This is a genomic window from Streptomyces olindensis (genome assembly GCF_040645895.1).
Lineage (GTDB): Bacteria > Actinomycetota > Actinomycetes > Streptomycetales > Streptomycetaceae > Streptomyces > Streptomyces olindensis.
Genome location: NZ_JBEYZD010000121.1, coordinates 1 through 12,576, shown reverse-complemented (window position 1 = coordinate 12,576; position 12,576 = coordinate 1). Strand labels below are relative to the sequence as shown.

General features: G+C 71.0%; 12 protein-coding genes and 2 pseudogenes. 9 read left to right on the top strand and 5 right to left on the bottom strand.

Annotated elements, in window-relative coordinates; translation table 11 throughout:
* Nucleotides 1–207, top strand: a pseudogene (aspA, locus tag ABZ948_RS39370) (aspartate ammonia-lyase); the annotation flags it as partial.
* On the top strand, nt 204–938 hold the full coding sequence (locus tag ABZ948_RS39365; protein WP_359767937.1) for an SDR family NAD(P)-dependent oxidoreductase: 735 nt from the start codon (nt 204–206) through the stop codon (nt 936–938). The pseudogene aspA and the gene ABZ948_RS39365, both read left to right, overlap by 4 nt.
* 43 nt (nt 939–981) lie before the next feature.
* Here ABZ948_RS39365 and ABZ948_RS39360 read toward each other — a convergent pair whose 3' ends face one another.
* Nucleotides 982–1,887, bottom strand: a complete 906-nt coding sequence (locus ABZ948_RS39360) for a MerR family transcriptional regulator (protein WP_359767936.1) — start codon at nt 1,885–1,887, stop codon at nt 982–984.
* A 224-nt stretch (nt 1,888–2,111) separates the two neighbouring features.
* Between ABZ948_RS39360 and ABZ948_RS39355 the strand changes: the two genes are divergently transcribed.
* The gene (locus ABZ948_RS39355; protein WP_359767938.1) at nt 2,112–2,918 is read left to right on the top strand and encodes an SGNH/GDSL hydrolase family protein; all 807 of its coding nucleotides are present in this window, start codon (nt 2,112–2,114) and stop codon (nt 2,916–2,918) included.
* 46 nt (nt 2,919–2,964) lie between these two features.
* On the opposite strand, the gene ABZ948_RS39350 is transcribed toward ABZ948_RS39355, so the two are convergent.
* Complete coding sequence (locus ABZ948_RS39350) at nt 2,965–3,540, bottom strand: PadR family transcriptional regulator (protein ID WP_359767935.1); 576 nt, start codon at nt 3,538–3,540, stop codon at nt 2,965–2,967.
* Nucleotides 3,541–3,672: 132 nt separating this feature from the next.
* Here ABZ948_RS39350 and ABZ948_RS39345 point away from each other — a divergent pair, with 132 nt between their 5' ends.
* Complete coding sequence (locus ABZ948_RS39345) at nt 3,673–4,065, top strand: nuclear transport factor 2 family protein (RefSeq protein WP_359767934.1); 393 nt, start codon at nt 3,673–3,675, stop codon at nt 4,063–4,065.
* A gap of 175 nt (nt 4,066–4,240) precedes the next feature.
* On the opposite strand, the gene adh is transcribed toward ABZ948_RS39345, so the two are convergent.
* A complete protein-coding gene (gene adh / locus ABZ948_RS39340; RefSeq protein ID WP_359767933.1) occupies nt 4,241–5,758 on the bottom strand; it encodes an aldehyde dehydrogenase in 1,518 nt (505 codons plus the stop codon).
* 99 nt (nt 5,759–5,857) lie between these two features.
* A complete protein-coding gene (locus ABZ948_RS39335; RefSeq protein WP_359767932.1) occupies nt 5,858–7,084 on the bottom strand; it encodes a transcriptional regulator in 1,227 nt (408 codons plus the stop codon).
* A gap of 285 nt (nt 7,085–7,369) precedes the next feature.
* Between ABZ948_RS39335 and ABZ948_RS39330 the strand changes: the two genes are divergently transcribed.
* Nucleotides 7,370–7,672, top strand: coding sequence for a hypothetical protein (locus ABZ948_RS39330; RefSeq protein WP_359767931.1), 303 nt, complete (start codon nt 7,370–7,372; stop codon nt 7,670–7,672).
* On the opposite strand, the gene ABZ948_RS39325 is transcribed toward ABZ948_RS39330, so the two are convergent.
* Entirely contained in the window at nt 7,638–8,126 is a 489-nt protein-coding gene (locus tag ABZ948_RS39325; RefSeq protein WP_359767930.1) for a hypothetical protein, read from the bottom strand. The two genes, ABZ948_RS39330 and ABZ948_RS39325, sit on opposite strands and share 35 nt — an antisense overlap.
* A 698-nt stretch (nt 8,127–8,824) precedes the next feature.
* Between ABZ948_RS39325 and ABZ948_RS39320 the strand changes: the two genes are divergently transcribed.
* The 4 genes and pseudogenes from ABZ948_RS39320 to ABZ948_RS39305 all read left to right on the top strand — a co-directional run.
* Nucleotides 8,825–10,690: a phage tail sheath subtilisin-like domain-containing protein gene (locus ABZ948_RS39320; protein ID WP_359767929.1), complete on the top strand. Its 1,866-nt coding sequence runs from the start codon at nt 8,825–8,827 to the stop codon at nt 10,688–10,690.
* Nucleotides 10,691–10,720: 30 nt separating this feature from the next.
* The gene (locus ABZ948_RS39315) at nt 10,721–11,245 is read left to right on the top strand and encodes a phage tail protein (protein WP_004003113.1); all 525 of its coding nucleotides are present in this window, start codon (nt 10,721–10,723) and stop codon (nt 11,243–11,245) included.
* 105 nt (nt 11,246–11,350) lie between these two features.
* Nucleotides 11,351–12,085 (top strand): T4 family baseplate hub assembly chaperone, encoded by a 735-nt coding sequence (locus ABZ948_RS39310; protein ID WP_359767928.1) that lies wholly within the window; start codon nt 11,351–11,353, stop codon nt 12,083–12,085.
* Nucleotides 12,078–12,576, top strand: a pseudogene (locus ABZ948_RS39305) (hypothetical protein); the annotation flags it as partial. The gene ABZ948_RS39310 and the pseudogene ABZ948_RS39305, both read left to right, overlap by 8 nt.

The following is a 12,576-nucleotide window of genomic DNA, read 5'->3' as shown; positions in this document are numbered from 1 at the left end:
GTCGAGAACTCCATCGGCCTGGTCACCGCTCTGAACCCGCACATCGGCTACACGGCCGCCACCGACATCGCCAAGGAAGCCCTCGCCACCGGCCGGGGAGTTGCCGAACTCGTCCTGGAGAAGGGCCTGCTCCCCGCCGAGACCCTCGCCGACCTGCTGCGGCCCGAGGCCGTGGCGGGCAGCGGCCAGGTGCGGGGAACGACATGAGACTCCGGAACGTCAATGCCGTGATCACCGGAGCGTCGAGCGGGATCGGGCAGGCGGTCGCCTCCCGCTTCCGCCGGGAGGGCGCCAACCTCCTGCTCACCGGACGACGACCCGAGCCACCCGAAGATCATCGGGACGATCTCTACCTGGCGGGGGACCTGAACGACGAGAACTTCGTCGCCGCACTCGCCGCCCGAGCCGCCGACCACCTGGGGGACGTCGGAGTGGTCGTCCTCTGCCACGGGCTTCAGGCGTCCGGCCCACTCGTGACCATGACGTACGACGACGCACGCGACGTGCTCCACAGCAACCTTCTCAGTTCGTTCCTGGTCATGAAGCACCTGATGCCGCTGGCTCCCGGACCAGGAGCGTCGATGGTGTGCGTCAGCTCCCGCCTCGGCATGGTCGGCATGCCGGACCAGACCCTGTACTCCGCGGCCAAGGGCGGCCTCATCGCCCTGGCACGCGGCGCTGCCATCGAGTGGGCGGCCCGCAACATCCGCGTCAACGTGGTGGCGCCGGGCCTGACCCTGACACCGGTCATCGAGGCTTCGTTCCAGCGGCGTCCCGACCCCGCTGCCCACCGACGCGTGAGAGAGGACTCCATCCCACTCCGCCGACTCGCCACCCCCGAGGAGGTCGCTGACGCGGTCCTCTTCCTCGCCTGTCCGGAGTCGTCGTACATCACCGGTGCGGTCCTTCCGGTGGACGGCGGCTACACGGCCTTCTAGAAGAAGCCCGGCTTCTTCGGCGAGTACGACACCAGGAGGTTTTTCAGGTAGCGGGTGAGTCTTGGGCGGAGAGTTCTTCCGCCAGTTCCATACAGCGCAGGCGGGCTGGGGAGAAGTCATAGGGCATCTTGCCGGTGGCTTCGCACACGCTCATGGAGTCAGCCTCCCGCCTGCCAGAGCCGAGGTCGGCCTCGCCGTCATCGGCTCTGGCAGGGTGCGAAGTGTCCCAGGCCTCGAAGAGGGCATCGTCGTCCTCACCCAGGCCGGACTCCTCGATGACGGCCTGCAGGGCGATTTCGAAGGCGTGCCGCTCGAGGGCCACTTGAGCCACCCGTGGGTCATCGACGGCGACACTGTCATCGAGTGCCTCCTCGGCGTCATCGATGCGGTCGGAATCCTCGCGCAGAGTGGGATGCGTGGCCAGGACGACGAAGCGGGTGGCCTGGACGGCGGCGCCGAGCGGGCCGAAGATCCGCTCAGTGACCAGCAGACTGTCCAGGTCCGCCTGACGCAGGGAGCCCTCGGGCAGGCTCTTGAGGCGTTCGGTGACGACGTCGGAGAGCAGGCCCATCCGGCTGCCTTCCGTGCGCATCCGCTGCACGGCGGTCCGTTGCCGTCGCAATTCCGCCTCCTGCTCGGCGAGGGTTTCCTCCAACCGCTCCAGGATGCCCGCGATGGCTTCTCCGCTGTCCGCACCGGCGGAAGCCGTGCCGGTGGCAAAGGCGTCACGGATGTCGTCCAGGGCGATCCCGGCGTCGGCCATCTTGCGAATCCACAGCAAGCGGATCATGTCCTCGTATCCGTAGCGGCGGCGGTCATCGCCGCCCCGCTCAGGCTCGGGGAGCAGGCCGATCTCGTGGTAATGGCGAATCGCGCGTGGTGTGCTGCCGGCGAAGGCCGCCGCGTCACCGATCTTGACCTGGCGGGGTGGCATGAAGGACGGATGCATGAGCAGGGATCTTTCCTCAAGGCAACGGGACGTAGGTCCACCGGAGCACATGCCGCTACGGAAGGTGCAACCCCTAGTTGGTGCTGTGGCATCCGCCCGGTGGCGGGCTGAGGCCTCTCGGGGCAGCGTCACTTTGCAGGAAGGTGAGCCGGTAGCTACCATCCCTATTCAACAATGCGATTAGGTGCCTAGTTGCCCATCAGTGATGAGAGGTGGTCAGCCCCGTGTCGAGCAGTGCGTATCTGCGCTATGTCGCCTTGGGCGACAGTCACACAGAGGGGCTCGGGGACGGCGACGACGTCCATGGTCTGCGGGGCTGGGCGGACCGGCTCGCCGAGCAGGTCGCTCGCCACAATCCCGGCTTGCTCTACGCCAACCTCGCGGTGCGCGGCCGTAAGGCCGGTCAGGTGCGCGCCGAGCAGCTCGGTCCGGCTCTCGCGATGAGGCCCGACCTCGCCACCGTGGTGGCCGGGGTCAATGACGTGTTGCGTCCGAGCTGCGACCTCGACGAGGTGGCCGGTCATGTCGAGGCGATGTTCGCCGCCCTCACCGCGCAGGGCGCCACCGTCGCGACCCTCATGTTTCCCGACGTCGGGCGCATCACGCCGTTGGCCCGCCCGATCGGTCACCGTGTTCTCGCTCTCAACGCGCGCATCCGGGAGGCCGCCGACCGCCACGGCGTGGTGGTCGCGGAGACGGCCGCGCACGCGGCGGCGACCGATCCGCGGTTGTGGAGTGCTGACCGGCTGCATGCCGGCCCGCTGGGGCACGCGCGCATCGCGGCTGCCGTGGTCCAGGCGCTCGGTCTGCCGGGCGGCGACGACAAGTGGGCCCTTCCTCTTCCGGCCGCGGCGACAGACGTCTCTGCTTGGAGAGCCGTGGGTGCCGAACTGCGCTGGGCCGGCACCTTCCTCGGCCCCTGGATCGGCCGCCGCCTGCGTGGTCGCTCCTCCGGTGACGGCCGCCAGGCCAAGCGGCCGGCGCTGCTTCCGGTGGCGGCGTCCGCCGGGGACGCCTTCCCGGCGGTGTGATGCTCTGACTCGCGGCGACGCCGGTGGCTCCTCGTGCTGCCGCAGGTCAGCTGTCGGCCCGGAGCGCGGCCGTGCGCTGGTCGAGCCGGCGCAGTGCCATGTCCCCCCACTGGAGGTTCTCCCGCTCGAAGGACATTCCGCGCAGGAGGTTGAGGTACGGGCCGATGCGCTCGGCCTCGGCGAAGTACGCCTCCTCGGAGCGCCCGTCGAGCAGACGTTGCCGGAGTCGCTCGTAGCGGGCCAGCTTGGCGGTGGACCACTCCATGCGTTCGGCGATGGCGGTCCGGACCGCTTCCATGTCGCCCGCGTCCAGGCACTGCACCTTGACCATCAGCTCGTCCCGGATCACCGCCGGTTTGCCCAAGGGTTCGGCGGTGTAGGCGTGGACGGCCTTCCGTCCGGCCTCCGTCAGGCGGAACAGCCGCTTGTTGGGGCGTCGCTCCTGCTCGACGACGCGGGCCGTGACGAGTCCTTCGGCCTCCATGCGCTCCAGCTCCCGGTAGAGCTGCTGGGGCGTCGACATCCAGAAGTTGGCGACCGTCGCGTCGAACGCCTTCGCGAGGTCGTACCCGGACGCCTCGCCCTCCAACAGCGCGGCCATCACCGCGTTCCGCAAAGCCATGGACGCACGCTAGCACCGCTGTGATTACTCAACAAAGTGAGTGATGGTCCCCCAATGCTCGTGGACAAGCCATGGCAGGCCCGCTAATCTCACTTACACCTATTCAATTTTTTGATTACGAGAGGCGGGCTCGTGCATCCCTTCCGCAAAGCTGTCGAGAGTGGCGACCTGGACGCCCTGGCCGCTCTGCTGGCCGACGACGTCGTCTTCACCAGCCCCGTCGCCTTCAAGCCGTACCCGGGCAAGGCCATCACCGCCGCGATCCTGCGCGGCGTGTCCCGGGTCTTCCAGGACTTCACCTACGTCCGCGAGATAGCCAACCCCGACGGCCGCGACCAAGCTTTCGTCTTCACCGCCACCGTCGCCGGCAAGCAGCTCCAGGGCTGCGACTTCCTGCACTTCGACGACGACGGGAAGATCGACGAGTTCACGGTGATGGTGCGCCCGCTCTCCGCCGCCCAGGCACTCTCCGAGGCCATGGGCGCCCAGTTCGAGCAGATCGCCCGAGAGGCTGCCGAACGGTGACCGCGACGACGGACTTCGACGCGGTGGTCACCGGAGCGGGCAACGCCGGACCGACCGCCGCTGTCACCCTTCAACGCGCGGGCGCGCGCACCCTCTTGATCGGGCGCCACAATGAATGTGCGCCGAGAAGGGCGCCTGGTGGGCATCTGCCAGGTCAGGCGCCCTTTTTCTGCGGCTAGAAGAAGCCCAGCTTCTTCGGCGAGTACGACACCAGCAGGTTCTTCGTCTGCTGGTAGTGGTCGAGCATCATCTTGTGCGTCTCGCGGCCGATGCCCGACTTCTTGTAGCCGCCGAACGCCGCGTGGGCCGGGTACGCGTGGTAGCAGTTGGTCCAGACGCGGCCCGCCTTGATCTCGCGGCCCAGGCGGTACGCCGTGTTGCCGTCGCGGGTCCAGACGCCCGCGCCGAGGCCGTACAGCGTGTCGTTGGCGATCTTCAGGGCCTCGTCGACCGAGTCGTACGTGGTGACCGAGACGACCGGGCCGAAGATCTCCTCCTGGAAGATCCGCATGTCGTTGGTGCCGCGGAAGATGGTCGGCTCGATGTAGTAGCCGCCCTCCAGGCCGGGCACGGTACGGGAGTTGCCGCCCGTGACGACCTCGGCGCCCTCCTTCCTGCCGATGTCGAGGTAGGAGAGGATCTTCTCGTACTGGTCGTTGCCGGCCTGCGCGCCGATCATCGTGGCCGGGTCCAGCGGGTCGCCGCCGACGATCGCCTTCGTGCGTTCCACACAGCGGGCCATGAAGTCGTCGTAGATCGACGAGGGGATCAGGGCGCGGGACGGGCAGGTGCACACCTCGCCCTGGTTGAGGGCGAACATCACGAAGCCCTCGACGGCCTTGTCCAGGAAGTCGTCGTCGGCGGCCATGACGTCGGGCAGGAAGATGTTCGGGCTCTTGCCGCCCAGTTCCAGCGTCACGGGGATGATGTTCTCGCTGGCGTACTGCATGATCAGGCGGCCGGTCGTCGTCTCGCCGGTGAACGCCACCTTCGCCACGCGCGGGCTGGACGCCAGCGGCTTGCCCGCCTCGACGCCGAAGCCGTTGACGACGTTGAGCACGCCGTGCGGGAGCAGGTCCGCGATGAGGTCGACGACGTAGAGCAGGCTGACCGGGGTCTGCTCGGCCGGTTTGATGACGACGCAGTTGCCGGCGGCCAGCGCGGGCGCCAGCTTCCAGGCGGCCATCAGGATCGGGAAGTTCCACGGGATGATCTGGCCGACCACGCCCAGCGGCTCGTGGAAGTGGTACGCGACGGTGTCGGCGTCGATCTCCGCGATGCTGCCCTCCTGCGCGCGGACGACGCCGGCGAAGTACCGGAAGTGGTCCACGGCCAGCGGGATGTCCGCGGCGAGCGTCTCGCGGACCGGCTTGCCGTTCTCCCAGGTCTCGGCGACCGCGATCTCCTCCAGGTGCTGCTCGATGCGGTCCGCGATCTTGTTGAGGATGTTGGCGCGTTCCGTGGTGGACGTGCGGCCCCACTTGTCGGCCGCCCGGTGCGCGGCGTCCAGGGCGAGGTCGACGTCGGCCGCGGAGGAGCGGGCGACCTCGCAGAAGACCTTGCCGGTCACGGGGGTCGGGTTCTCGAAGTAGCGGCCCTCCACGGGGGCTTTGAAGTCGCCGTCGATGAAGTTGTCGTAGCGGCGGGCGAAGGTGACGATGCTGCCGTCCGTTCCTGGCTGCGCGTACACCATGGCGGCTCTCCTCGGTGAAGGGCGGTGACGGCCCACGCCGTCGTGACGCCCCTCACTGTGCGACCGGGAGGTTGGCGCAAGGTTGGCGCCGTGCGGTGCTCAGTCGCGCAGGGCCGTCGTGAGCCGTCCCGCCGCGATCGCCCGGCGGGTGTCCTCCGGGCCGAGCAGCCGCAGCGCGTGCTCGTGGATCTGCGCGTCGTAGGGGGCGCGTTCGCCGTAGCGCAGGGCGTGTTCCGGGCGCGTGCTCGCCAGTACGGCCTCGCGTACGGCCACGCCCAGGCGGGTGCGCCACTCCTCGATGCCCGGTGCCTCGGAGCGGGGGAGCAGCGGGCCGCCGTACAGGCGCAGGGCGGTGTCCGTGTCGCCCTGCCCCAGGGCACGCAGGACATCGGCGGCGTCGCAGGACACGGGGGTGGTGAGGGCGTAGCGGCGGGGGGAGATGCCGCCGCCGAGGGCGCGGCGCAGGTGGGAGATCTCCGCCTTGAAGGTGGACGCGGTGACCGGCCGGTCGCCGTACAGGGCGGCGCGCAGCCGCTCCGGGGAGAAGCCCTCGGGTTCGAGCGCGAGCAGGGTGAGGATCTCCAGCTGGCGGGGGCGCAGGGCCAGTCGCCGGCCCTCCCGCACGGCCCGCTCGTCGCCCAGGCAGGTGAGCCGGACCTGGCCCGGGCCGGACACCGCCTCGGGGCCGAGGCGGGCCTCGATCGTGGACACCAGGGTGCGTACGGTCGACATGGCCAGGGGGTGCGAGCGGTCCCAGGTCGTGGACAGGTCCAGCACGCCGAGGACACGACCGTCCGGGCCGTGCACGGGGGCGCAGTAGCAGACCCAGCCGTGCAGCGCCGACACGAGGTGCTCGGCCGAGAAGACGGAGCTGGGCCGGCCGCTGCGCAGGGCGAGGGAGAGGGCGTTGGTGCCCATGGCCTGCTCGTCCCACCGGCCGCCCGGCGCGAAGTTGACCCGCTCGGCCCGGCGGCGCATGGTCGGGCCGCCGCAGGTCCACAGGATGGTGCCGGACTCGTCGGTGACCGCCGTGACGAACCCGGCGTCCTCGGCGATGCTGTGCAGTTCCCCGGCGAGAGCCGAGACCGGCCGGTACAGGGGCGAGGACGTCCAGCGCTGCTGCACCCGGCCGCCGTCGGTGACCGGGGCGCTGTCCCGGGCGGGGTCGACGCTGCCGAGCGAACGCGCCCAGGACTCGGTCACCTCGTGGCGCAGCGCGGCGCTGCCGCCCGGCCGGGTGCCCGGAACGCTCAGCCGCGGCACCCAGCGGGACCACTCGTGCTCCAGCACGGCCCTGCGCTGCCGGAGGTCAGGGCGCTGTGACATGGCCTCTCCCCGCCGTCGTCCCGGGACGGCCGGCGCCGGGATCGGTTCCCCGGGCCGGTCGTCGGCGTGACGACAGTGTTACCGGATTCCCGCCCCCGGGGCGAGAACCCTGTTCGATCGGAGGACGCCCGCGCGAGGGGAGCCGGGCGTGCGCTGAACGGGCGACCGCCTGACTGGATGTTTGTCCGGTGCCCGCATGCCGCCGTCCGGGTGACGGCTTCACTCGACCCGACGGACGGGGTCCGGGCCGCGTACCACCGGCGCTCGGCGCCGCGTTGCCCGGGCATGGACAGTACTGAGACGGCGCGGCGCCCTCTCGCGGCCGACACCGCGCCCCGGCCGTACGCCGAACTCACCAGCGCGTACGCGGGCCACCCGCCGATCTACGCGGCCCTGGTGGCCGAGTGGGAGGCCCGCGGACACACGGTCCCGGAGCACCACGACGGGCAGTGGGTCTCGTTCGCCGCGCCGGCCGAGAGCGAGACCTGGACCGCCGTCACCTCGTGGACCGCCGGCCGGCACATGGGCCCGGTCGTCCCCTCCGGCCCCCGCCTCACCAGCCGTCCGGCACCACGGGGTCCGCGCTGACCGGTGCCAGCACGGCGAGGGTGCCGGTGGCCTCGCGCAGGGCCGATTCGAGGGTGCCCGGCCGGTGCAGCGTGCCCGTGCCGTCCGGCGGGACGAGCCACTCCAGGCGTCCGGCCGGCCGGTACGGCGGTGGCACGGCGACCCAGGAACCCCGGCCGACGTGCCGGACACCGAAGCCGACCCACTCGCTGACCGGATCGGGTGGCAGGAAGAACCCCACTCTGCGCGCGGCGGAATCCACCAGGGTGGGTCCGGGCACCTTCAAGGGGTCGCGCCACAGGATGTCCAGGGCGAGCAGGCCGAGCCGGTCCGGGACGCTGAGCACGTCCCAGTAGCGTCCGGCCTCCACGACCGCCGTCCCCGTGCCGTGGTCCCACTCCCGCTTGCACTCCTGTGGGTCCGTGGCCGCCGCGGCCAGCCACTCGACGGCTTGCTTCCACATGACGCTCTGCATGGCCACCCCAGGCGCAGTCGGCGGCGCCGCGAGGGCGCGCGCGGGACACGGGCCGGTGACCCGCGGGGTTTCCGCGTGCCGCCCGGCCCTGGCCATGCTCGTAGATATTTCTACGGGCTGGAAGGGGTGGCGCGGTCTGGCGTTTTCATCGGGCATGTCCCGGTCGAAAGGGGGCACTCGAAGGTGCGACCCGTAAGGCATCGGTCAACTCCGTGCGCGTCCATGGTGCCCCGACGAAACCGGCCACTGGCCGGTGTGCGACTCGGGGAGAACCCGGGGAGCGCGCCGGGCGGAGAGGACGCCACGGCCGGAGACGCGGGTCTCCCAGGCATGTCTTCCCGCCCGCCGCCGCGCCCCTTGTGCAGGAGGTGTGGACCAGTCCCCGGGGGCACGCGGGCACGATGTGCGAATCCGGGAAGTTTGCCTTCACAAAACCTTCTTCCCTGCTGGCCAGAACCCGTCTTGTTCGGCCAACTCCGAACGCAAGAAGGTGGGTTGAGCACTTGAGCATCAGGAGTCACAAGCGAGCTGCTTGGCCCGTGCGACCGACAGCACGGGCACTGACGGGGGAACTGATGAAGTGCGCGTGACCACCGCCGACGAGGTGTGTGGAGCCGCGCGCACGATCCGCGACGTCTGCCTCCCTCACCCTCTCTTGGTGCCTTCATCCGGTGCCCGAGACAGGGATAGGAGGGGGAATGCCGATGAGTGCAGTGAGCGCCGCCAAGCCGACGTATCCCGGTGTCTACGTCGAAGAGCTTCCCAGCAGCACCCGCACCATCTCGACCCTGACCACGTCGGTGACCGCGTTCGTGGGGCACACCCGGCGCGGCCCGCTGAACGAGCCGGTCCGCGTCACCAGCTTCACCGAGTTCGAGCGCCGCTTCGGAGGCCTGAGCGCCCAGAGCGCCGTCGGCTACGCCGTCCACCAGTTCTTCGGCAACGGCGGCACCGTCGCCGTGATCGTCCGGGTCGCCAAGGCCGGCAGCGGCAAGGCCGCCTGCGTCACGCTGGAGTCCACCGAGGGCCACAGCGAGAGCCGCGTCCTCGCCGTGCACGCCAAGGAACCCGGCGTCTGGGGCAACGGCCTGCGCATCGCCGTCGACCACGACACGCCCTGCCCCGACGAGACCTTCAACCTGCGCGTCCACGACGCCAAGGGCGAGGCCCGCGAGAGCTTCACCGGCCTGTCCGCCGACCCCGCCGACGGGCGGTACGTGCAGACGGTCGTCAACGCCGGCTCGCGCCTGATCCGCGTCGAGGTCGTCGGCGAGGGCCGCCCGGACCCGTCCGGAACCGTCTCCAAGCCCTTCGGGCACGAGTTGCCCGACCTCGCCGTCGACCTCACCGTCAAGATCGGCGACGTCGAGCGGGAGTTCACCCTCTACGACCCCGACTGCGACGGCGAGGCCCCGTCCTCCGTCGCCGAGCTGGCGCTGCTGCTGGAGCGCAAGCTGCGCGCCCTGCCCGACGCGCCCGGCAAGCACGCCTTCGCCGGTGCCGAGGTCACCGCCTTCGGCCGGCGCATCCAGGTCGTCGCCGGCTCCACCGACCCCGAGGACGTCGTCCGCTTCCTCGGCGAGTGCGCCAACGACCTCGGCCTGGAGGCCTCCGTCAACCCGCCGGTCTTCCCGCTGGAGGGCGGCGAGGACGGCGAGGCGCCCGGCCCCCGCGACCTCATCGGCTCCGAGGCCGACAAATCCGGCATCCAGGCGCTGCGCGGCGTCGCCGACGTCAACCTGCTCGTGCTGCCCGAACTCGCCGCGTACGAGAAGACCGAGGACGCCGTCACCGTCGTCTCGGCCGCCCAGCGGCTGTGCCGGGAACGGCGGATCTTCCTGCTCGTCGACGCGCCCGGCACCTGGGTCAGCGTGGACACGGCCCGCGCGGGTCTCGCCGCGTTCGACGCCGTCCGCGGCAACCACGCGGGCCTGTACTTCCCGCACCTGCAGCTCACCGACCCGCTCACCGGCCGGCTGCGCTCCTTCCCGCCGTCCGGCGCGGTCGCGGGCGTCATCGCCCGTACCGACTCCGAGCGCGGCGTGTGGAAGGCCCCGGCCGGCACCGAGGCGAGGCTCGCGGGCGTGCGCTCCCTCACCGTCGACCTCACCGACCGCGAGACCGGCCTGCTCAACCCGCTCGGTGTCAACTGCCTGCGCACCTTCCCGGTGACCGGCCCGGTCGTCTGGGGCGCCCGCACCCTGGAGGGCTCCGACGCCCTCGACAGCGAGTGGAAGTACGTCCCCGTCCGGCGGCTCGCGCTGCACGTCGAGGAGAGCCTCCAGCGCGGCCTGCAGTGGGTGGTGTTCGAGCCCAACGACGAGAACCTGTGGCAGCAGATCCGCCTCGCCGCCTCCTCCTACCTGCACACCCTCTTCCGCCAGGGCGCCTTCAAGGGCGGCACGCCGCGCGAGGCCTACTTCGTCAAGTGCGACGGCGACACCACGACCGCCGAGGACATCGAGAACGGCATCGTCAACGTCCTCGTCGGCATCGCGCCGGTCCGCCCGGCCGAGTTCGTGGTCGTCAAGATCCAGCAGACGTCCGGGCAGTTCGCGCTCTGAGCGCTCCAAGGAATCCCTGAGGACATTTCGATGGCAGAGTTCACGGTCAACGCCCATCGCTTCGACCCGTACAAGAACTTCAAGTTCCTGGTCCTGTGGGACGGTCGGACGGTCGCGGGCATCAGCAAGATCAGTCCCCTGAAGCGGACCACCGAGGTCGTCAAGCACCGGCACGGCGGCGACCCCTCGTCCCCGCGCAAGTCTCCGGGCCGCTCCGAGTTCGAGGGCATCACCCTGGAGCGCGGCGTCACGCACGACCCCGAGTTCGACCGCTGGGCCAACAAGGTCTGGCAGGTCGGAGCGGGCCTCGGCTCGGAGGTGTCCCTCGCGGACTTCCGCAAGGACATCGTGATCCAGGTCCTCAACGAGGCCGGCCAGGTCGCCGTCTCCCACAAGCTGTACCGGACCTGGCCCAGCGAGTACCAGGTCCTCGGCGAACTGGACGCCAACGCCAACGCGGTGGCCATCCAGTCGCTGAAGCTCGAGTGCGAGGGCTGGGAGCGGGACTACGAGGTGCCGGAGCCGGAGGAGCCCTCGTTCCTGAACCCGGCGTAGGCGCTCCGCTGGGAAGCGCCGGGTGGGGTTGTCGTTCGTCCGCGGGTTCGCGGGGGCTGGTCGCGCAGTTCCCCGCGCCCCTACGGGGCACGTGTTGGGGGAAGCATGGGCATCACACAGGCGGCCGAGTTCCTGACCACCTGGGAGACCGGGCTGGCGCAGCACTCGGCCGGGCGTGCCCTGCTGCTTCACGAGGCCGCCCGGCCGGACCTGGGCGGTGATCGGCAGGCCCTGCTGGCGGTGCCGGTCGGGGAGCGGGAAGCGGACCTGTTCGCCCTGCGCCGGGCGCTGTTCGGTGAGCGGATGCAGGTGCGCCTGGAGTGCGGGGCGTGCGGCGCGGACATGGAGTTCGAGCTGGACGCCGGGGAGTTCGCCCGCACCCTGGCCGATCGCGGCGAGCCGCTGGTGCGGGTCGCCGAGGACGGCTGGGAGGTCGAGTTCCGGGTGCCCGGGGTCGCCGACCTGACGGCGGCGGCCCGGACGGCCGACCCCCGCCGGGCCCTGCTGGAACGGTGCCTGGTCACCGCCGTACGGGACGGGCGGTCCGTGTCCGCGGACGCGCTGCCCGCCGCCGTGCAGCGGCGGATCGCCGAGGCGGCCCAGGCCGCCGACCCCGGCGGTGACATCACGCTCAACGTGGCCTGCCCCGAATGCGGGCAGGCCACCCGGGCCGAGCTGGACATCGCCTCCTACCTGTGGACCGAACTGGACGCCTGGGCACGCGACCTGCTGCTCGACGTCCATCTGCTCGCCACCGCCTACGGCTGGAGCGAGCCGGAGATCCTGGCGCTCAGCCCGCTGCGGCGCCGCTACTACCTGGAGCTGTGTGCGGATGTCTGAGTCCAGCGCGGACGGGCGGCCGGAGCCCGACTTCCTCGACCGGCTGCTCGCCCGGCACGCGGCACCCGCCGCCCCGCGCCCCGGCGTGGTCCGGGTACGGCCGCGGCTGGCCGGGCCGTTCGAACGGATCGAGGCGGTCCGGGCCACCCCGTCCGACCCGGACGGCACCGAGCCGCCGTGGCCCGTCACCGCACCGGCCGCCGCGGTCCGGCCCGCACCGGCACGCCCGGCGGCCCGCGAGGTCGTCCGCACGGAACGGGAGCGGACGGTCGTACGGACCGAGCAGCCACCGGTGCCCGCCGATCCGGCCGCTCGTCCGGCCCGGTCGGCCGAACCCGGGGAGCCGCTGCTGCGGCCCGTCGCGGCGACCGGCCCGGTCCTGCGGCCCGGACCTGGAAGAGGAACCATCACACCGATCGGAGTCATCCGTTCCTGCTGTGATGAAAGTGTGATGAGGGAGCAACTCCCTTTGCATACTCGCAGGTTGACAG